The following is a 19,896-nucleotide window of genomic DNA, read 5'->3' as shown; positions in this document are numbered from 1 at the left end:
GGAGTGGGTGCGCGCTGTGCTGAACCTGGCCCCCGCCTGTGAATTCGCAAAGGAGGCGGTAAGGGCACGGGCAGGCTTTGCCCAACGAGTCGGGCGATGCGTACAACCATTGGCATGAACCCGTGAGTCAACACGGCATGACTCACGGCAGATTCACCGGACGCGCAAGAGCGCTCGCCATCGGACTCGGTGTCCTCATACCCGGCGTGGCCGCCGTCGCGCCCGCCGCCGCGGCCACCACACCCACCGTCAGCTGCACCTCGGCGAAGGCGGGCCTGGCCACCAAGCTCCAGAAGGACATCAACGCGGCCCTCACCAACCGCAAGGGCACGATCGCGGTCGGCCTCTACGACCGCTCCACCAGCACCACCTGCTCGCTCCGCTCGACGAGTTCCTTCGACTCCGCGAGCGTCGTCAAGGTCACCGTCCTCGCCACGCTGCTGTGGGACGCGAAGAAGCACAACCGCTACCTCACCGACACCGAGGCCTCGCTCACCAAGGCCATGATCACCAAGTCGGACAACGACGCGACCACCAAGCTGTGGAAGCAGCTCGGCATGACGAAGATCAAGGGCTTCCTGGCCGCGGCGGGGATGACGAAGACGGTGCCGGGCGCGAACGGCTACTGGGGCCTGACCCAGATCAACGTCACCGACGAGCAGAAGCTGCTCAAGCTGATCACCGCGAAGAACACGGTGCTGAGCGACAACTCCCGTGCCTACATCCTGAAGTTGATGGGCCAGGTCATCTCCTCGCAGCGCTGGGGCACGCCCTACGGCCGCCCGGCCGGCGTCACCTGGCATGTCAAGAACGGCTGGCTGCAGCGCTCCACGCACGGCTGGCGGGTGCACAGCGTCGGCACCTTCACCGGCGGCGGCCACGACTACGTGATGACCGTGCTCACCTGGGGCAACAGCGACATGAACTACGGCATCAACACCATCCAGGGCGTCGCGAAGGCCATCCACAAGGACCTGGCGGCGAGCTGACGCTTCATGAGCGGGTCTCCCGCTCGTCACCGACCCGTCCTACGGTGGCGCCCATGCGCCTGAGAACCGTACTCGCGACCGTCACCGCGGCCCTGGCGGCGGCCACCACGCTGACCGCCGCCGGGCCCGCCACGGCCACCACCGCGACCCACGCGACGACCCACGCCTGTTCCCCGGCCGTCTCGATCGACCGCTTCTCCGACGCGCTCGACAAGACGACGTACCAGGGCACCTTCGTCGGCAACTTCTCCGCGCTCGCCGTGGACCGGGACGGCTCGCTCGCCGCCCTGGAGGACCGCTCCTCGCTCTTCCGCCTGGACGCGCGGACGCTGCAGCCGAAGGGCGTCGTCCAGCTCGCCGACGAGAAGGGCGCCGCGCTCGACAGCGAGGGCCTCGTCGTCGACCGGGACGGCACCCGTCTGATCACCTCGGAGACCGAGCCCTCGATCCGCCGCTACGCGCGCGACGGGACGATCCTCGACCGCCTCCCGGTCCCCTCCTCGCTGCTCGTCGCCCCGGCCGGGCGCGCCACCTCCAACCAGACCTTCGAGGGCCTGACCCTCCTGCCCGGCGGCCGCACCCTTCTCGCGTCCATGGAGAACGCGATCTCCGGCGACTCCACCGACCTCGTCCGCCTCCAGACCTGGACCCGGACCGAGGGCGGCCACTTCCGGCTCGGCGCGCAGTACGCGTACCGCGTCGACGCGGGCCTCGGCGTCCCCGAGGTGCGGGACACCCCCGACGGCCGGCTGCTCGTCCTGGAGCGCGGCTTCACCTCGGGCGTCGGCAACACCGTCCGCCTCTACCTGGCCGACCCGCGGCACGCGACGGACACCAGCGGCGTCGAGAACCTCACCGGCCAGGCGGGTGTCCGGGTGATCAGGAAGACCCTGCTGGCCGACATCGCCGACTGCCCCTCCCTCGGCGCCACCGCCAAGCAGCCCCAGCCCAACCCCCTCCTCGACAACATCGAGGGCATGACGATCACGGGCCGTGACCACGGCCGCCTGAAGGTCCTCCTGGTCAGCGACGACAACCAGGGCGCGACCCAGACGACGCGGTTCTACCACCTCCGGGTCCGTATCTGACCGCCGTCCTCCCCGGAATTGTTTCGGAGGGATGAAATCCGCTTCGTTCCGCGTTGGTGCCTTCCGGTAGATCAGGACTGCTGACGGAGGGCACCCGCGTGGACACGCAACGGGGATGGGTACGGCGACTGGCGGGGTACGCATGGCGTCACCCCAAGGACGTCGTGCTGGCCCTGGGCTCCTCCCTCGGCGGCATGGCCGTCATGGCGCTGGTCCCGCTGGTCACCAAGGTGATCATCGACGACGTGATCGGCGACCACAGCCGCGGCATGGCCCCGTGGGCGGGCATCCTCGTGGGCGCCGCCGTCGTCGTCTACGTCCTCACCTACGTACGCCGCTACTACGGCGGCCGCCTCGCCCTCGACGTCCAGCACGACCTGCGGACCGAGATGTTCGAGACGATCACCCGGCTCGACGGCCGCCGGCAGGACGAGCTCTCCACCGGCCAGGTCGTCGGCCGCGCCACCAGCGACCTCCAGCTGATCCAGGGCCTGCTCTTCATGCTCCCGATGACCATCGGGAACCTGCTGCTCTTCCTGGTCTCCCTCGTGATCATGGCCTGGCTGTCGCTGCCGCTCACCCTGGTCGCCCTCGCCGTGGCCCCCGCCCTTTGGTTCATCGCCCGGCGCAGCCGCTCCAAGCTGCACCCCGCCACCTGGTACGCCCAGGCCCAGGCCGCCGCCGTGGCGGGCGTGGTCGACGGCGCCGTCAGCGGCGTACGCGTGGTGAAGGGCTTCGGACAGGAGGACCAGGAGACGGGCAAGCTCCGGGAGGTCGGGCGCCGGCTGTACGCCGGGCGGCTGCGCACCATCCGCCTGAACAGCAGGTACACCCCGGCCCTCCAGGCGGTGCCCGCGCTCGGCCAGGTCGCCATGCTCGCGCTCGGCGGCTGGCTGGCGGTGCGCGGCCACATCACCCTCGGCACCTTCGTGGCCTTCTCCTCCTACCTCGCCCAGCTGGTCGGCCCGGTCCGGATGCTCGCCGTGGTGCTCACGGTCGGGCAGCAGGCGCGGGCCGGCACCGAGCGCGTCCTGGAGCTGATCGACACCGAGCCGTCGATGGCGGACGGCACCAAGACCCTGCCCGCGGACGCGCCGGCCACGGTCGAGTTCGACGACGTGTCCTTCGGCTACGACGACGACCGGCCCGTGCTCGACGGGCTCAGCTTCGAGATCCGCCCCGGCGAGACCCTCGCCGTCGTCGGCTCCTCGGGGTCCGGCAAGTCCACGGTCTCGCTCCTCCTGCCGCGCTTCTACGACGTCACCCACGGCGCCGTCCTGATCGGCGGCCACGACGTCCGCGAGCTGACCCTCGACTCGCTGCGGGCCGCGATCGGCCTGGTCCCCGAGGACTCGTTCCTCTTCTCGGACACGGTCCGCTCCAACATCGCCTACGGCCGCCCCGACGCCACCGACGAGCAGATCGAGACCGCCGCCCGCGCCGCCCAGGCGGACCGTTTCATCCGGGAGCTCCCGGAGGGCTACGACACCAAGGTCGGCGAGCACGGCCTCACCCTCTCCGGCGGCCAGCGCCAGCGCGTCGCCCTCGCCCGCGCGATCCTCGCCGACCCGCGGCTGCTCGTCCTCGACGACGCGACCTCCGCCGTGGACGCCCGGGTCGAGCACGAGATCCACGAGGCGCTCAAGCAGGTCATGGAGGGCCGCACCACCCTGCTCATCGCGCACCGCCGCTCCACGCTGGGCCTCGCCGACCGGATCGCCGTGCTCGACGCGGGCCGGCTCTCCGACGTCGGCACCCACGAGGAGCTCCAGGAGCGGTCCGCGCTCTACCGGCGGCTGCTCACCGACCCGGACGAGCTGGGCGGCGTCTCGCCCGGCCACGCCCAGCCCGCCTGCCCCGAGGAGGACACCTCCGTCCGCGCGGAGCTGGACGCCGAGTTCGACGCCGAGCGCGGGGTCACCCCGCGGCTGTGGACCGGCGACCGCGAGCCCAAGGACACGGCGCTTGAGGGCATGCCGGCCACGCCCGAACTGCTCGCCCAGGTGGACGCGCTGCCCCCGGCGAGCGACACCCCGGACATCGACGAGGCGCGTGCGGTGCGGCCGGAGGAGTCGTACGGACTGAGGCGGCTGCTGCGCGGATTCGGGCTTCCCCTGCTGGTCAGCCTGGGGCTGGTCGCCGTGGACGCGGGCATGGGGCTCGCGCTGCCCGTCCTGATCCGGCACGGCATCGACCAGGGCGTCAGCAGGATGGCGCTCGGCGCGGTCTGGGCGGCCGCGCTGCTCGGGCTGCTCGCGGTGCTGGTGCAGTGGGCGGCGCAGCGGGGCGAGACCCGGATGACCGGGCGCACCGGCGAGCGGGTCCTGTACTCGCTGCGCCTGAAGATCTTCGCCCAGCTCCAGCGGCTCGGACTCGACTACTACGAGCGGGAGCTGACCGGCCGGATCATGACGCGCATGACGACGGACGTGGACGCGCTGTCCACGTTCCTGCAGACGGGGCTGGTCACCGCCTTCGTCTCGGTCGTCACCTTCTTCGGCATCATGGTCGCGCTGCTGGTGATCGACGTGCAGCTCGCGCTCGTCGTCTTCGCCACGCTGCCGCCGCTGTTCGTGGCGACGTTCTTCTTCCGGCGGGCGAGCGTGAAGGCGTACGAACTCGCGCGTGAGCGGGTGTCGGTGGTCAACGCCGACCTCCAGGAGTCGGTGTCCGGGCTGCGGATCGTGCAGGCGTTCCGGCGCGAGCGCGACGGCGGGCGGCGGTTCGCGGAGCGCAGCGACAGCTACCGGCGGGCGCGGATCCGGGGCCAGTTCCTGATCTCGATCTACTTCCCCTTCGTGCAGCTGCTGTCGTCCGTGGCCGCCGCGGCCGTGCTCGTCTCGGGCGCGGGGCGGATCGACGACGCGACGCTGACGACCGGTGCGCTGGTTGCCTACCTGCTCTACATCGACCTGTTCTTCGCGCCGGTCCAGCAGCTGTCGCAGGTCTTCGACGGCTACCAGCAGGCCACGGTGTCCCTGGGCCGCATCCAGGAACTGCTGAGGGAGAAGACCTCCACGCAGGCAGCGGGCGAGCCGCGCGAGGTGCCCGCCCTGCGCGGCGAAGTCGCCTTCGAGGACGTGCACTTCGCCTACGGCCGCGCCGGCGAGGCGGCAGGGGAGGAAGCGCTCGGCGGGATCGACCTGCGGATCCCGGCGGGGCAGACGGTGGCCTTCGTCGGCGAGACGGGCGCGGGCAAGTCGACGCTCGTCAAGCTCGTCGCGCGCTTCTACGACCCCACGGGCGGCCGTGTCACGGTCGACGGGCAGGACCTGCGGGCGCTGGACATCACCGCCTACCGGCACCGGCTGGGCGTGGTCCCGCAGGAGGCGTACCTCTTCCAGGGCACCGTCCGCGACGCCATCGCCTACGGCCGCCCCGACGCCACCGACGCCGAGGTGGAGGCGGCGGCCCGCGCGGTCGGTGCGCACGAGATGATCGCCACGCTCGACGGCGGCTATCTGCACGAGGTCGCCGAGCGCGGCCGCAACCTCTCCGCCGGGCAGCGCCAGCTCATCGCGCTGGCCCGCGCGGAACTGGTCGACCCGGACGTCCTCCTTCTCGACGAGGCGACGGCCGCGCTCGACCTGGCCACGGAGGCCCAGGTCAACCAGGCCACGGACCGCCTCGCGGGCCGCCGCACCACCCTCGTGGTGGCCCACCGCCTCACCACCGCGGCCCGCGCGGACCGCGTGGTCGTCATGGACCACGGCCGCGTCGTCGAAGACGGCACCCACGACGAACTGCTCCAACTGGGCGGCACTTACGCGGAGTTGTGGCGCACGTTCGTAGGGGCGGACGAGGAGCCGGCGGTGGCCTGACGGTGGTGTCCGGTTTGTTCTCGTGCAACCATCCGACATACGTCGTGCGTCCGTACACCAGTACGCTCATTGCCTGGGTGCGGGAGGGACGACAGTGGACAGTGGTGCGATACGGCGCCGGGGCGTGACACTCCTTTCCGTGCTGGCCGCTTCCGGGCTGCTCGCCGTTCTGGGGCCGGCGGCCGAGGCGCAGGCGGCCTCGTCGTCCTGCGCGGGCCGCAACATCAGGACGTTCACCTTCTCCACCGGCTCCGTGAAGGTCTACAAGAGCGGCAACTACCTCTGCGCCCTCACCGTCCCGAAGAACCCCGGCGCCCGCCGCCAGATGATGGTCAGCCTCCAGGTGCGCGGCTTCGAACCCGTCGTGGACAAGGGCCGGTTCGCCCGGCACGCCGGTCCCGTGCGGGCGTACGTCGGCCACCGCACCGTATGGATCAAGGGCGCCGTCGGCCACGGCTCGTACGACTCCGGCGGCTGGAAGCGCTTCTGACCCTCACGGCCCCTGGTGCGCAAGGGAGTTGCTCCGTAGGCTCCGCACGCACATCTGTCTCACAGGGGAGGGTGCATGCGCAAGGCGCTCAGATGGCTGATGGCGCTCACGGTGTGCATAGGCACGGTGAGCACGGCAGGCGCGGCCACCGCCGCGGAGCCGACGGCCACGACCACCAAGGCGACCACCGACATCAAGGATCAGCTGCTCGCGATACCGGGCATGAGCCTGATCGAGGAGAAGCCGTATCCCGGCTACCGCTTCTTCGTCCTCAACTACACCCAGCCGATCGACCACCGCCACCCGTCCAAGGGCACGTTCCAGCAGCGGATCACCGTGCTGCACAAGGACGTCAGCCGCCCGACGGTCTTCTACACCGGCGGCTACAACGTCTCCACCACGCCCAGCCGCCGCGAGCCGACCCAGATCGTGGACGGCAACCAGGTCTCCATGGAGTACCGCTTCTTCACCCCGTCCCGGCCCGACCCGGCCGACTGGTCCAAGCTGGACATCTGGCAGGCGGCCGGCGACCAGCACCGCATCTTCAAGGCGCTGAAGAAGATCTACAGCAGGAACTGGATCTCCACCGGCGGCTCCAAGGGCGGCATGACCGCCACCTACTACGAGCGCTTCTACCCGCGCGACATGGACGGCGTCGTGGCGTACGTCGCCCCCAACGACGTGGTGAACAACGAGGATTCGGCCTACGACCGCTTCTTCACCCAGGTCGGCACCAAGGAGTGCCGCGACCGCCTGAACGCGGTGCAGCGCGAGGCCCTGGTGCGCCGCGACTCGCTGGAGAAGAAGTACGCCTCCTACGCCGCCGACAACGGTTACACCTTCACGACGATCGGCAGCCTGGACCGCGCCTACGAGGCCGTCGTCCTCGACTACGTCTGGGGCTTCTGGCAGTACAACCTGCTCGCCAACTGCGGTGACGACACCCTGGTCCCGCCGGACGCGAAGACCGCGACCGACGACCAGATCTGGAACTCGGTCGACACGATCTCCGGGTTCTCGTTCTACACCGACCAGGGCCTGGAGCCGTACACGCCGTACTACTACCAGGCGGGCACCCAGCTGGGCGCACCGACGATCCACTTCCCGTACATCGAGAAGAAGTACGTCCGCTACGGCTACCAGCCGCCGCGCAACTTCGTGCCGCGCGACATCCCGATGACGTTCCAGCCGTACGCGATGCGCGACGTCGACTCGTGGGTGCGCCACCACGCCCACCACATGCTCTTCGTCTACGGCTCGAACGACCCGTGGGGCGCCGAGCGGTTCGGCGTCGGCAAGGGCTCGAAGGACGCGTACGTCTTCACGGCCCCGGGGATGAACCACGGCGCCAACGTCGCCGGCCTGGTCGCCGACCAGAAGGCGCTGGCCACCGCCCGCATCCTGGACTGGGCCGGCGTCCCGGCCGCCACCGCGGCGCAGGCGAAGCCGCTGGCGAAGTTCGACGGCCGGCTGGACGTGCGCGACGTGGAGCGCGATCCCGCCCTGCGGCCGTAAGGCCCGGCAACTCCCGAGCTGCGCCCGGCCGTCGGTCACCCCGGCCGGGCGCAGCCCACCAGCTGCGGGGCCCTCCACCGTCCGTACAACGCCGTCTCCCCCGGGGAAGTGGCACACGCGGCGACCGCCTTCACCACCTTGTACTGCGGCTTGCGCTGCCCGCTGCCGTCGCAGGCCGTCTCGCGGACCTGGCCGCTGCCCGAGCCGTAGACGCAGTCCCCGACGATGGTGCGCGGACCGCCCCCGCCGCCCGGGTCACCGGGGTGCGGCGGCTCCAGGTTGCGCATGCAGGCGTATCCCTGCGGCACCGAACCGTCCACGCCCGGCGAGGACTTCTGCGCGCTGATGTGCAGGACGAAGTCCGTGGTCGACGGGCACAGCGGACCCCGGCCGACCGGGCCGTCGAAGCGCGCCACGACCCGGGCCGCCGCCCGCTCGCTGGTGCACGGCACCTCGGTGAAGCTCGTCGTGCCGAACGAGCTGCACTCGTCGACGGCGAGGAACACCGCGCCGTTCCCCGACGGCCGCGCCGGACTCGTCCCGCCGGTGGCCGTGGGCCGCCCGCTCGCCGCGTCCCCGCCCGAACCGGACGAGGACAGCATCTGGCAGCCGGTCAGCAGAGCCACGGCCAGAACCAGCAGTGCGCAGACCACCCCCACACAACTTCTCTCACGCATCGCCAACCCCCCGGATACCCCTCATCCAGCGTGACCCGCCGCAGCGGGCGCACGCCAGACACGCGGGAGGCTTTGGGCCGGTTGACGGGTGCACGCCGGGTGTGCGGCGTATGCGCCCTACGTCCCGTCTAGTACGACAGCCCGTGCCCGATGGGGTACAGCACCTGCGCCGGGTCGTCGGCCCGCTGCACCGGCACCGGCAGGCGCCCGCGCGGCCCGACCCGCCCGGCGATCACCCGTGCGGCGGCCCGCAGCTCCACGTCGGTCCACGAGTAGCTGGCAAGGTAGGCCCGTACGGAGGGCAGTTGGGCCACGTCGTAGGGGTTGCGGACCGCGATCGCCACCACCGGCCTCCCGGTCGCCACCAGCTGCTCGACCAGGGTCTTCTGCGCGTTGCCCGCCGTGACGTTGTAGGTGCCCACGACCACCGCGTCCGCGTCCTGCGCCGCCGCGACCGCCTTCGCGATCGTCGCGGCGGAGGGGGCGGTGCCCGTGGACAGGGCCGTGGCGGTGAAGCCCAGCTCGGTGAAGGCGGCCGCGAGGACGCCGGTGGGCGGGCCCGTGGTGCCGGAGGGGGAGGCCGGGTCGGCGCCCACCACGAGGAGCTTCTTGTGCGCGGTCCGCGACAGCGGCAGCAGCCGGCCGTCGTTGACCAGCAGCGTCGTCGTGCGCTCGGCGACACGGTCGGCCGCCGCGAGGTGGGCGCGGGTGCCGACCGTGCGGTCCACGCCGTGATCGCTGACGTAGGGCTGCTGGAACAGCTTCAGGCGGGCCTTCAGGCGCAGGATGCGCAGGATCGACTCGTCGAGGCGCGCCTCGGTCAACTCGCCGCCCTGCACGGCCTTCAGGACGGCGTTCCAGGCGACGGGGAGGTCGGGCGGGTTGAGCAGCTGGTCGACGCCGGCCTTGAGCGCGAGCACGGGGACGCGGTCGTCGCCGTACTTCGTCCGTACGCCCTCCATGCCGAGCGAGTCCGTCACCACCACGCCGTCGTAGCCGAGTTCCTCGCGCAGGATGCCGGTGAGGATCGGGTGGGAGAGGGTGGCCGGGTCGCCGGAGTCGTCCAGCGCCGGGAACTGGATGTGCGCGGTCATGATCGCGTCGATGCCCGCCTGGACGGCCGCCCGGAACGGCACGGCGTCCAGCTTCTCCCACAGTTCCCGGCTGTGGGTGATGACCGGGAAGCCGTAGTGGCTGTCGACGGCCGTGTCGCCGTGGCCCGGGAAGTGCTTGGCGGTCGCGGCGACCGAGGACCGCTGGTACCCGCCGACCTCGGCGGCCACCATCGCGGCCACCGCGTCCGGGTCGGCGCCGAAGGAGCGCACGCCGATGACCGGGTTGGCCGGGTTGATGTTGACGTCGGCGTCCGGCGAGTAGTCCTGGTTGATGCCGATCGCGCGCAGCTCGGCGCCGGAGATGCGGCCGAGGGTGCGGGCGTCCTGCGGGGAGCCTCCGGCACCCATCGCCATCGCGCCCGGGAAGAGCGTCGCGGGCGCGCCGACGCGGCAGACGATGCCGTGCTCCTGGTCGGTGGCGACGAGCACCGGCAGGCCGCGCGGCTGGGTGAGCGAGGCGCGCTGGATCCCGTTGGACAGGCTCGCGATCTGGTGCGGGTCACGGGTGTTGTGCGCCCAGGTGAAGTAGATGATGCCGCCCACCCGGTACTTGGCGATCAGCTCGGCCGCGGTGCGCACGCCGATCTCGCTGAGGTTGGCGTCGATGTCGGCCTGGTCGGGGTCGGTGGCGGAGTGGCCGTAGACGCGCATGACGAAGAGCTGGCCGACCTTCTCCTCCAGCTTCATGCGGGAGATGAGGGCGCGGAGCTTCTTGTCGTCCACCGCGGCGGCGTGGGCGGGGGAGCCGAGGGCCAGGGCGGCGGTGACGCCCGCGGTGGCGGCGAGAACGGTACGTCTGGAGGGCACGTGCGCTCCTTCCGGAGGATCCACTGAAGGAAACTTCCAAGGAGTCACCAATAACCGGGAAGTTTCTGCCAGTCAAGGGAACGCACAGGACGTGAGGGGGACGAAGAGGGGCCGCCATCGGCGCTGTTGGAGGGGGGCGCGCCGATGGCGGCGTGCTGCCGGCCGCAGTACGGCGGAGAGGGTAAGTCAGCGATCGCAGCCAGCAGCGAGGGCCGACACCGCACGGCGGAGACTCATCCGGCAGCTTGCGGGTTGGACGAACCGTAAAGGGGCCGGGTTCCCCCGTTCCGGGCGATTGCGGGAAGTCGGGGGCCGAGGGGCCGGCGGGACGCGTGTGACGCGACGTGCGGGCACGGCTCCTGCAGCGGGCGTACCGTCCCTGCGATCGCCGGACGACCGGCGGCTCCTTTGCGCCACCGGTCTCACCGGGACGCGGCCGGGCCGGTGACGGCCGGGCGACGGGAAGTGGTCCATCCCGTGGACGCACCGGCATCGCCGGTCAGGGTCGGCCGATCATGACGGCATGCCCGTAGTCGACATCCCCGGTTCCAAGTCCATCACCGCCCGCGCGCTCTTCCTCGCGGCGGCGGCCGACGGCGTCACCACCCTGCGGCGCCCCCTGCGTTCGGACGACACGGAGGGCTTCGCCGAGGGGCTCGTGGCGCTCGGCCACCGCGTCGGGCGCACCCCGGACGCCTGGCAGGTGGACGGGCGCCCGCAGGGCCCGGCGGTGCCCGAGGCGGACGTGTACTGCCGCGACGGCGCCACCACCGCCCGCTTCCTGCCCACGCTCGCGGCGGCCGGCCACGGCACCTACCGCTTCGACGCCTCGCCCCAGATGCGGCGCCGCCCCCTGCTGCCCCTCACCCGCGCCCTGCGCGACCTCGGCGTGGACCTGCGGCACGAGGAGGCGGAGGGGCACCATCCGCTGACGGTGCGGGCGGCGGGCGTCGAGGGCGGCGACGTGGTCCTGGACGCGGGCCAGTCCTCGCAGTACCTGACGGCCCTGCTCCTGCTCGGCCCGCTGACCCGCAAGGGCCTGCGCATCCGGGTCACGGACCTGGTGTCGGCGCCGTACGTGGAGATCACGATCGCGATGATGCGCGCGTTCGGTGTGGAGGTGGCCCGGGAGGGCGACGTCTTCTCGGTCCCGCCGGGCGGCTACCGCGCCACCACGTACGACGTCGAACCGGACGCCTCCACGGCGAGTTACTTCTTCGCGGCGGCCGCGGTGACGCCCGGCGGCGAGGTCACGGTGCCGGGGCTGGGACAGGGCGCGCTCCAGGGCGACCTCGGCTTCGTCGACGTGCTGCGCCGGATGGGCGCCGAGGTGTCGCTGCGCCCGGACGGCACCACGGTCCGCGGCACGGGGACGCTGCGCGGCCTCACCGTCGCCATGCGGGACATCTCCGACACGATGCCGACGCTCGCGGCCATCGCCCCGTTCGCCTCAGGCCCGGTGCGCATCGAGGACGTCGCGAACACCCGCGTCAAGGAGTGCGACCGCCTGGACGCCTGCGCGGAGAACCTGCGGCGCCTGGGAGTCGACGTACGCACGGGCCCCGACTGGATCGAGATCCACCCGGGCACCCCCACCCCCGCCACGGAGATCAAGTCCTACGGCGACCACCGCATCGTGATGTCCTTCGCGGTCACGGGCCTCCGCACCCCGGACGTCTCCTTCGACGACCCTGGCTGCGTGCGGAAGACGTTCCCCGCCTTCCACGAGGCGTTCGGCGTGCTGCGGGGGGAGTTGGGCGTCTAGCCGCGGATCCGTGTGCGCGCCAGGAGGTCTCCGCGGCCGTCGGACCTGAGGTGCTTGACGCCTTGGCCGATGATGCGGATGGTCCGGCCGTCAGGGGTGCCCGAGGGTATGCGGATGGTCTTGTGGCCGTCGAGGGTGGCCACCTTCATCGTGGTACCCGACTTTGCCGCGTGCGCCGTGATCGTCAGGTCGCAGTGCAGGTCGTCGCCGACGCGCCGGAAGCGTCGGTGCGGCAGCTCCGCGACCTCGATGTACAGGTCGCCCGGCGGGCCGCCGCCGGGGCCGACCTCGCCCTCTCCGGACAGCTGGATGCGTGACCCGTTGTCGACGCCGCCCGGGACCCTGACGCTGATGGTGCGGCGGGAGCGGACCCGGGCGTCGCCCGCGCACTCCTCGCACAGGGCGGACAGGAGCGTGCCCGAGCCGTCGCACTCCGGGCAGATGTTCTTGCCCGACCTCCCGAAGGCCCGTCGCCTGCTGCCGGTTCCCTCGCAGGCGTGGCAGGTGTCCACCGTGGCGCCGCGCGCCGCTCCCGAGCCGGAACACGTCGGGCACAGGATCGCCGTGTCCAGCTGGAGTTCCTTGACCGTGCCGAGCCCGGTCTCCTCCAGGGTGAACTCGACCCGGATCACGGCGTCCTGACCGCGTTGCCTCCGCGGCCCGGGATGCCGCTCGGGCCGCTGCGCCGTGGCGTCCGGGCCGCCTTTCGCCGACTCGGCGAAGAACGCGTCCATGATGTCGGAGAAGGACCGATCGGCCGCGGGGGGCGGCGTGTCGAGGGTCACCGCTGCAGGCGTTCCGGTGGTCGGGGGTCGCGTGGCGCGCGCGTCGGACCGGCGCCCGCCGACCGCCAGGGCCACGGTCACCCGGTACTCCAGCTCCGCCCACATCCGCGGGCGCTGCTTCACGCCGGCCCGGTGCAGGGACTCGTACACGTAGTCGTACCACTCGGTGACCGTGATCCGGCCGTCGCCGTCGAGGTCCGCGGCCCCCGTGCGCAAGCCCTCGATCAGCGCGCCCGTGAAACGGGACGGCTGCGGCACCTTGGACTCGACGTGCTCGCCCTCCCAGGCGTACTCGGTCCGGTTGGTCGCGGTCAGTACGGCCCGGCCGTGCCCGCCGAGCTCGTCCCGTACATGGATCTGGTCGTCGCCCTTCGAGCCCGGCAGGAAGGCTCCGCTGTAGCAGCAGTCGAGCAGCACGACGACGGTGCGCGCCCGGCAGCGCTCCATCCGCTCGCGCAGGAACGCGGCCGGGACCGCGGTGGAGGCGGGCAGGTCGCGGTCGGTGTCGCGCGCCGCGAAGTACAGCCGGCCGTCGTCGTCCTTGATGCCGTGGCAGGAGATGTGCAGCAGAAGCAGGTCGTCGCGGCTGCGGTCCATGAAGAAGCGCTCGACGGCACGCATGACCTGGTGGGCCGGTGCGTCCCTCACCTGCTCGGTGCGGAAGGCGCCGATCCCGGGGTCGGCGAGTACGCCGGCGAGGCTCGCGCAGTCCTGTCCGGGAGAACGCAGTGTGCTCAGGGTCCGGTCGTCGTACCTTCCGGTCGCGATCAGAAGTGCGTCCCTGCGGCCCGGGCCGAGGGCGAAGTCGCTCATGTGCCGCCCGCTCCCGTCACTCCTGGCCGGCGGGCGGTTGTGCGGACTCGGCCGGGAGCGCCTCCAGGAAGGCTTCCACGAGGAGCCGCTGCTCTTCCGGGGAGGCATGGCCGAGTTCGAGGGTGCGGCCGTCGACGTCGACCTTCACGGTGCGCACGGGACGGTTCTTCAGCCATGTCTCCACCACGCGCAGCGCCGGCCGGAACACCGCGGGCGCGAGGGTGACGGCGAGCGCGCCGACGGTGATCAGCTCTCCCGGCTTGGCGCCCGGGGGAGGCGCCCCGTGGGACCGCTCCATCCGTACGTCGTCCACGTCCACTTCCAGCAGGCGCCACCTCAACTGCGCCGTGAGCGCCTCGAGTTCCTCCTGGTCGAGATCCTGTCCACCGGACAGCACCAGACGCATGCGCTCGGCCACCGCCACCTCGTCCCCCTGTTCCCCCTGCTCATCGGCGTCCCCAGTCTAGAGGCGGTGGTCCGGGGAAATCCGTTCGACGCAGCAGGGTGGGCCCGGCAGACTCGCCGGGGTGACGTTCAGATGTGAAGCGCCCCTGCTGCAGGGCTGGTTGGTGCGGCTGGAGCCGCTCGGGCAGCGGCACGTGGCCGACCTTGCGGTCGCCGCGGAGGAGAACCGCGGCACCTACGACTTCACCTGGGTGCCGCGGGCGGACGAGGTCGGGCGGTACGTCGACGAGCAGCTCGCGAGGGCGGCGACGGGGCGGCTGCTGCCGTACGCCCAGGTGTCCCTCGCGACCGGACGCGCGGTCGGTGCCACGTCGTACTGGGAGCCCCGGTGCTGGCGGGCCGACGACCGGCTCGACGCCGTGGAGGTCGGGTTCACCTGGCTCGGCGCCTCCGCACAGGGCACCGGCATCAACGCCGAGGCCAAACTGCTGCTGTTCCGGCACGCGTTCGAGGAGTGGGCCGTCTCCAGGGTCGACCTCAAGACCGACGCCCGCAACGCCCGCTCCCGCGCCGCGATCCAGAGCGTGGGTGCCCGCTTCGAGGGCGTCCTGCGCAACTGGTCGCGCTCCTGGGCGCCGGGCGAGGACGGACGCCTGCGCGACTCGGCGATCTACTCGATCACGGCCGACGAATGGCCCGAGCGCCGCAACCGGCTCGAGGAGCGGGTGGCCCGCGCCGCCGGCCGGGCGCAGGCGGCAGGCACTGGACCCGGGCCCGGTCACGGGACACGATCGGGCGCATGACCGCCCCGAACTTCCTCGTCCTGCACGGCTGGCAGAACCGCCGCCCCGAGGACCACTGGCAGCACTGGCTGACGAACCGGCTCCGCGCGCTCGGCCACCACGTCACCTACCCCCAGCTCCCCGATCCGGACGACCCGGGCCTGGAGGCCTGGCTCACGGAGCTCACCCGGCACCTGGACGAACTCCCCGGCCCCGAGCGGGTCGTCGTCGCCCACAGCGCATCCGCCGTGCTCTGGCTGCACGCCGCCTCACGCGGACTCGTGAGGGACGGCGCCGTCAGCAGGGTGCTGCTCGTCGCCCCGCCGTCCGGCTCCGTGCTGCTGAGCCATCCGGAAGTGGCCGAATTCGCCCCGCCCGCCCTGGACTTCACCCTCGCCGCGCCCACCCGCCTCGTCGCCGGCGACGACGACCCGTACTGCCCGGAAGGGGCCCGCGAGACGTACGGCGTCCCGCTCGGCCTCCCCACCGACATCCTGCCCGGGGCCGCCCACCTCGACCTGGACGCCGGCTACGGCTCCTGGCCCTCCGTGCTGGCGTGGTGCCTCGACCCGACGGCGGAGATCGCCGTCCGGCCCGCGCCGTAGGCCGGCGCCCTAGGCGCACTCGTTCAGCAACCGCCCCAGATGCTCGCGCCCCGCCGCCAGCAGGTCCTGCAGCGGCGCGGCGTCCTCGTACCACCGCTTCTCGTATTCCCAGCACAGCCAGCCGTCCCAGCCGTGGCGCGAGAGGACCTCCACGCACTCGGTGAGGGGGAGCACCCCCGCACCGAGCGCGAGCGGCGTCGTGTCGTCGGCGGAGGCGATGTCCTTCACCTGGACGTAGCCGAGGTACGGCGACAGCGCCGCGTACGACTCCGAGGGCTGCTCGCCGCCCAGCCAGGTGTGCATGACGTCCCACAGGGCGCCGACGTGACGGTGGCCGACCAGCCCGAGCACACGGATCGCGTCGGCGCCCGTGCGGTGCGAGTCGTGGGTCTCCAGCAGGATGCGTACGCCCAGGTCGGCGGCGTACTCCGCGGCCGTGCCGAGCCGCCGGGCGGCGGCCGCGTCGGCGCGCTCACGGGTCTGCTCGGAGCCGGCGCCGGGAAAGACCCGGACGTAGGGCGCGCCGAGGTCGCGGGCCAGGTCCAGCAGGTCGCGGATCTCGTCGATCACCGGCCCGTCGTCCCCGGGCGCGGCCACGCGCGCGTACCCCGCGAGGCCCAGCAGCTCGATGCCGCCGGCCTTGAACTCGGCGGCCACGTCCGCCCGTTGGTTGAGATCCAGGCCGGGGTGGACCGGCTCCTCCGGGTGCGCGCGCAGCTCCACGCCGTGGTAGCCGTGGGTGGCCGCGAGGTTGATCACGTCCGTCACGGGCAGGCCGGGGACACCGAGGGTGGAGAACGCCAGTCTCATGGTCCCTACTCTCACCCCGGGGTGCCGTGCAGGTCCAGCCGCCAGTCCTGGCCGTTCAGGTCCTTTCCGAAAGATCGGTGCGGTTTCTCCCCGACGAGCACGAAACCGTGACGCTGGTAGATGCGGCGGGCGGAGGCGAGCACGTCGTTGGTCCACAGGACCAGCTCGCGGTAGCCGACGCCGCGCGCGAAGTCGATCACCGCGCCCACGAGCCGGTCCCCGATGCCGAGGCCCCGCGCGTCGGGTTCGACCAGCAGCAGCCGCAGCCGGGCGGTGGCCGGGGCGTCGTCCCGTACGCACATCACGCAGCCCACCGGCCGGCCGTCGTGCTCGGCGATCCACACCCGCTCCAGGTGCGGGTCGTGGTCCTCGGCGAAGTCGGCGACGATCCGGGCGACCAGCCCCTCGTAGTCGGCGTTCCAGCCGAACTCGGAGGCGTACAGGGCCGCGTTGCGCTGGACGATCCAGCCGAGGTCGCCGGGGGAGGGATCGCGCAGCACGACGTCCTCGCGGCCGGGCGCCCGGCCGTCGGAGAGGATCTCGCGGACCGTGCGCAGCGCCTCGGACAGCCGCGGTCGGTCGGCGGACGGCACGGTGGCGAGCAGCGCGCCGACCGACTCGTTGGCCCGCTCGGCGAGCAGCGCGGCGGTCTCCCGGCCGCGGGCGGTGAGCGTGACGCGACGGCGCCGGGGATCACGCTTCGACGGCGCCCGCTCGATCAGCCCGTCCTCCTCGAACTTGTTCAGGATCCGGCTCAGGTACCCGGCGTCGAGGGAGAGTTCGGTCCGCAGGTCGGCGGCGTCCGTCTGCGGCGCGTGCGCGAGCTCGTAGAGCACCCGGGACTCGGTCAGGGTGTACGGGGCGTACAGCTGGCGGCTGTAGTCGAGGGCGCCGATGACGTTCGTGTAGAAGCGGTTGAAGGTGCGGATGTCCTGGACGGTCATGAGCGTCGAACCCCCGGATACTTGACTCAGTCAGAGATACCGTCGGTCCGAGACTAGGACACCCGCACCGCGCGGGCTACCCCTCGTCGGCCACCGGCCGGTAGACGCTCACCTGCACACCGGTCTTGCCCCGCGCCGTGGAGACCAGCTCGAAGCCCCGCTTCGTGCCGTCCTCGGGGAAGATGGACTTCCCGCCGCCGAGGATCACCGGCATGTGGATGAGCTGCAGCTCGTCGACCAGCCCCTCACCGATCAGCGTCCGCACGAGCGTGGGGCTGCCCATCATCGCCAGGTCGCCGCCGGGGGTCGCGCGCAGCTCCCGGATCCGCGCGACGGCCTCGCCGCCCGCGATCCGCTCGGTGTTGTTCCAGGTCAGCTCGGCGTCGGAGAGCGTGTCGGTCACTACGTACTTCTTCAGCGCGTTGAGCCGGTCCGCGAACGGGTCCCCGGCCCGCTCGGGCCAGGCCCCGGCCATCGTCAGATACGTGCGCCGTCCGTACAGCAGCGCCTCGGCGTTCTCCAGCCCCGCGGCGAAGGCGCCGCCCACCACCTCGGGATCGAAGTACGGATGCGACCACCCGCCGTGCGCGAACCCCCCGTCCGTGTCCTCCTGGGGCCCGCCGGGCGCCTGCACGACCCCGTCGAGACTGATGAACTCGCTGACCACGATGCGCATGGGACCTCTCCTGTCGCTCTTGCCGCTCGGGTCGTCCGCCGGGCCGGTGACGACTGCTACAGCGATTACGGCAAGAAGGACCGGCCCGCAACAGGAAAGTCATCGGACGTCCGGGTACGACATCGGGGCACGGCCCTCGCGATCCGCGCGACTTCCACGGCCTCGCGACTCCCGCGGTCCCTGCGATGCCCGTGGGCCCCTGTGATTCCCGGGGTCCCTGTCTTTCCGTGGGCCCTGCGACTCCTAGGCCCCTGCGATTCCCGGGGTCCCTGTGATTCCCGCGGGCCCTGTGATTTCCGGGGCCCTCGCGGTCCCCGCGGCCCTCACGACCCCTGGGGCCCTCACGACCCCCGCGGCCTATGCGCTCCCGGGGCACGTCACGGCGTCGCGGGCGCGGTTCGCGGGGGTTCCCGTGACCTCCGGGCCACGTCACGCTGCGCGCATGCGGTCTGCCGCAGCCCCCCGGGTCACATCACGCCGTCGCAGACGCCGTCTGTCGCGGTACCCCGGACGACCCGCGCACCATCAACTCCCCCCGCACCGTCGCGATCCCCCCGGGCGGTGCGTCCTCCCGCCCCATGGCGATCCGCCCGGCCCGGGCGCCCGCCTCCGCGAGCGGCAGCCGCACCGTCGTCAGCGAGGGCACCGCGTCGACGCTGAACGGCAGGTCGTCGAACCCGGCGACGGACACGTCCTGCGGAATCCGCAGCCCCGACTCCCGCAGCGCCGCGCACGCGCCCAGCGCCACGGAGTCGTTCGCCGCGACCACGGCCGTCAGCGACGCATCCCGCCGCAGCAGCTCCAGCGTCGCCTCGTACCCGGAAGTGCGGTCGTAGCGCCCGTGCACCGTCCACCCCGGATCCTCCGAGATCCCCGCCGCAGCCAGCGCGGCGCGATGCCCCTCCAGCCGGTGCCGCGTCGTCGTCCGCTCCTCCGGACCCGCGATGTATCCGAGCCGCCTGTGCCCCAGCCCGATCAGGTGCTCGGTCAGCCGCTGCCCGCCGCCGCGGTTGTCGAAGGCGAGCGCGATCGCCCCGGTCTCCGGCGCCGGCGGCCGCCCGCACAGCACCACACGCGTCCCCGCCTCCGACAGCTTGCGCAGCTTGGCGGCGACCGCCGCCGCGTGCTGCGCGTCCTCCATGGCGCCGCCGGTCAGCACGACCGCCGCCGCCCGCTGGCGCTGCAGCAGGGTCAGATACGTCAGTTCGCGCTCCGGCGAACCGCCGGTGTTGCACACGACCGCCAGCCGCTCGCCGCCGGCGCGCCCGCCCGGCCCGCCGATCTCCGCCTGGATCGCGCTCGCCATGATCCCGAAGAAGGGGTCGGCGATGTCGTTGACCAGAATCCCGACCAGGTCGGAGGTGGCGGCGGCCAGGGAGCTCGCGGGACCGTTCAGCACGTAGTCCAGCTCGTCGACCGCCTTCAGCACCCGCTCCCGGGTGGAGGCGGCCACGGGGTAGTTCCCGTTCAGCACGCGCGACACCGTCGCGGGCGAGACCTGCGCGCGGGCCGCCACGTCCGCCAGGGTCACCGTCATCTCGTCGTCCTCCGGTCACGCATCTCGTCGTACCTCGTCGTACGCCCTCGTAGACAGGCCGCCGAAGGCCCTCGGTTCCGAGTACGTCGAGCAGACCTTACGGCCAGATGCCCCCACTGTTCGTCCCCTCGAACAACTCGAAGCGGTCACGGTCTTGTCCGGACCGGTGGTCAGAGGCTAGCTTCTCATGAGAGATAGAAAGCGCTTGCTGTGACGCTCAACAGGAGGGCCGTCGCGGCGCGCACACCCGCGAACGACGCTGAGTACGACGC

General features: G+C 72.2%; 16 protein-coding genes. 8 read left to right on the top strand and 8 right to left on the bottom strand.

The window, feature by feature from the left end; translation table 11 throughout:
* Positions 1-137 precede the first annotated feature (137 nt).
* The 5 genes from ACFU97_RS02220 (at position 138) to ACFU97_RS02200 (ending at position 7,903) form a co-directional block, all read left to right on the top strand.
* Positions 138-989, top strand: a complete 852-nt coding sequence (locus ACFU97_RS02220) for a serine hydrolase (RefSeq protein WP_384249690.1) — start codon at positions 138-140, stop codon at positions 987-989.
* A 53-nt stretch (positions 990-1,042) separates the two neighbouring features.
* Positions 1,043-2,077 (top strand): esterase-like activity of phytase family protein, encoded by a 1,035-nt coding sequence (locus ACFU97_RS02215; RefSeq protein WP_384249687.1) that lies wholly within the window; start codon positions 1,043-1,045, stop codon positions 2,075-2,077.
* 98 nt (positions 2,078-2,175) lie between these two features.
* Positions 2,176-5,898 (top strand): ABC transporter ATP-binding protein, encoded by a 3,723-nt coding sequence (locus ACFU97_RS02210; RefSeq protein ID WP_384249685.1) that lies wholly within the window; start codon positions 2,176-2,178, stop codon positions 5,896-5,898.
* A gap of 94 nt (positions 5,899-5,992) precedes the next feature.
* Positions 5,993-6,388 carry a hypothetical protein gene (locus ACFU97_RS02205; protein WP_384249683.1) on the top strand — a complete coding sequence of 132 codons (396 nt, stop codon included), beginning with the start codon at positions 5,993-5,995 and terminating at the stop codon, positions 6,386-6,388.
* A gap of 75 nt (positions 6,389-6,463) precedes the next feature.
* Positions 6,464-7,903, top strand: a complete 1,440-nt coding sequence (locus ACFU97_RS02200) for a S28 family serine protease (RefSeq protein WP_384249681.1) — start codon at positions 6,464-6,466, stop codon at positions 7,901-7,903.
* 35 nt (positions 7,904-7,938) lie between these two features.
* Here the strand turns inward: ACFU97_RS02200 and ACFU97_RS02195 are convergent, their stop codons facing one another.
* Together ACFU97_RS02195 and ACFU97_RS02190 are read right to left on the bottom strand one after the other, a co-directional pair.
* Positions 7,939-8,580 (bottom strand): hypothetical protein, encoded by a 642-nt coding sequence (locus ACFU97_RS02195; protein WP_384249679.1) that lies wholly within the window; start codon positions 8,578-8,580, stop codon positions 7,939-7,941.
* Between the two features lie 128 nt (positions 8,581-8,708).
* Positions 8,709-10,502: a glycoside hydrolase family 3 protein gene (locus ACFU97_RS02190; RefSeq protein WP_384249677.1), complete on the bottom strand. Its 1,794-nt coding sequence runs from the start codon at positions 10,500-10,502 to the stop codon at positions 8,709-8,711.
* A 523-nt stretch (positions 10,503-11,025) separates the two neighbouring features.
* On the opposite strand from ACFU97_RS02190, the gene aroA reads away from it, so the two are divergent.
* On the top strand, positions 11,026-12,267 hold the full coding sequence (gene aroA, locus ACFU97_RS02185; RefSeq protein WP_384249675.1) for a 3-phosphoshikimate 1-carboxyvinyltransferase: 1,242 nt from the start codon (positions 11,026-11,028) through the stop codon (positions 12,265-12,267).
* On the opposite strand, the gene ACFU97_RS02180 is transcribed toward aroA, so the two are convergent.
* Positions 12,264-13,865 carry a DnaJ C-terminal domain-containing protein gene (locus ACFU97_RS02180; protein ID WP_384249672.1) on the bottom strand — a complete coding sequence of 534 codons (1,602 nt, stop codon included), beginning with the start codon at positions 13,863-13,865 and terminating at the stop codon, positions 12,264-12,266. The genes aroA and ACFU97_RS02180 overlap by 4 nt on opposite strands.
* Positions 13,866-13,881: 16 nt before the next feature.
* On the bottom strand, positions 13,882-14,283 hold the full coding sequence (locus ACFU97_RS02175) for a hypothetical protein (protein WP_384249670.1): 402 nt from the start codon (positions 14,281-14,283) through the stop codon (positions 13,882-13,884).
* 109 nt (positions 14,284-14,392) lie between these two features.
* On the opposite strand from ACFU97_RS02175, the gene ACFU97_RS02170 reads away from it, so the two are divergent.
* Together ACFU97_RS02170 and ACFU97_RS02165 are read left to right on the top strand one after the other, a co-directional pair.
* Complete coding sequence (locus ACFU97_RS02170) at positions 14,393-15,073, top strand: GNAT family N-acetyltransferase (protein ID WP_384249668.1); 681 nt, start codon at positions 14,393-14,395, stop codon at positions 15,071-15,073.
* Entirely contained in the window at positions 15,070-15,657 is a 588-nt protein-coding gene (locus tag ACFU97_RS02165; protein ID WP_384249666.1) for an RBBP9/YdeN family alpha/beta hydrolase, read from the top strand. The genes ACFU97_RS02170 and ACFU97_RS02165 overlap by 4 nt, the downstream gene beginning before the upstream one ends.
* A gap of 9 nt (positions 15,658-15,666) precedes the next feature.
* Here ACFU97_RS02165 and ACFU97_RS02160 read toward each other — a convergent pair whose 3' ends face one another.
* From ACFU97_RS02160 to ACFU97_RS02145, 4 genes are all read right to left on the bottom strand, one after another.
* A complete protein-coding gene (locus ACFU97_RS02160) occupies positions 15,667-16,467 on the bottom strand; it encodes a sugar phosphate isomerase/epimerase family protein (RefSeq protein WP_384249663.1) in 801 nt (266 codons plus the stop codon).
* A gap of 11 nt (positions 16,468-16,478) precedes the next feature.
* Complete coding sequence (locus ACFU97_RS02155; protein ID WP_384249661.1) at positions 16,479-17,411, bottom strand: GNAT family N-acetyltransferase; 933 nt, start codon at positions 17,409-17,411, stop codon at positions 16,479-16,481.
* 76 nt (positions 17,412-17,487) lie between these two features.
* Positions 17,488-18,087, bottom strand: a complete 600-nt coding sequence (locus ACFU97_RS02150; protein ID WP_384249658.1) for a dihydrofolate reductase family protein — start codon at positions 18,085-18,087, stop codon at positions 17,488-17,490.
* A gap of 472 nt (positions 18,088-18,559) precedes the next feature.
* Complete coding sequence (locus tag ACFU97_RS02145) at positions 18,560-19,624, bottom strand: LacI family DNA-binding transcriptional regulator (RefSeq protein ID WP_384249655.1); 1,065 nt, start codon at positions 19,622-19,624, stop codon at positions 18,560-18,562.
* Positions 19,625-19,896: the final 272 nt, after the last annotated feature.

The sequence above is a fragment of the Streptomyces sp. NPDC057616 genome, from assembly GCF_042800575.1.
GTDB lineage: Bacteria > Actinomycetota > Actinomycetes > Streptomycetales > Streptomycetaceae > Streptomyces.
The sequence above is the reverse complement of the archived record's forward strand: the minus strand, read 5'-3'. Positions and strand labels throughout refer to the sequence as shown.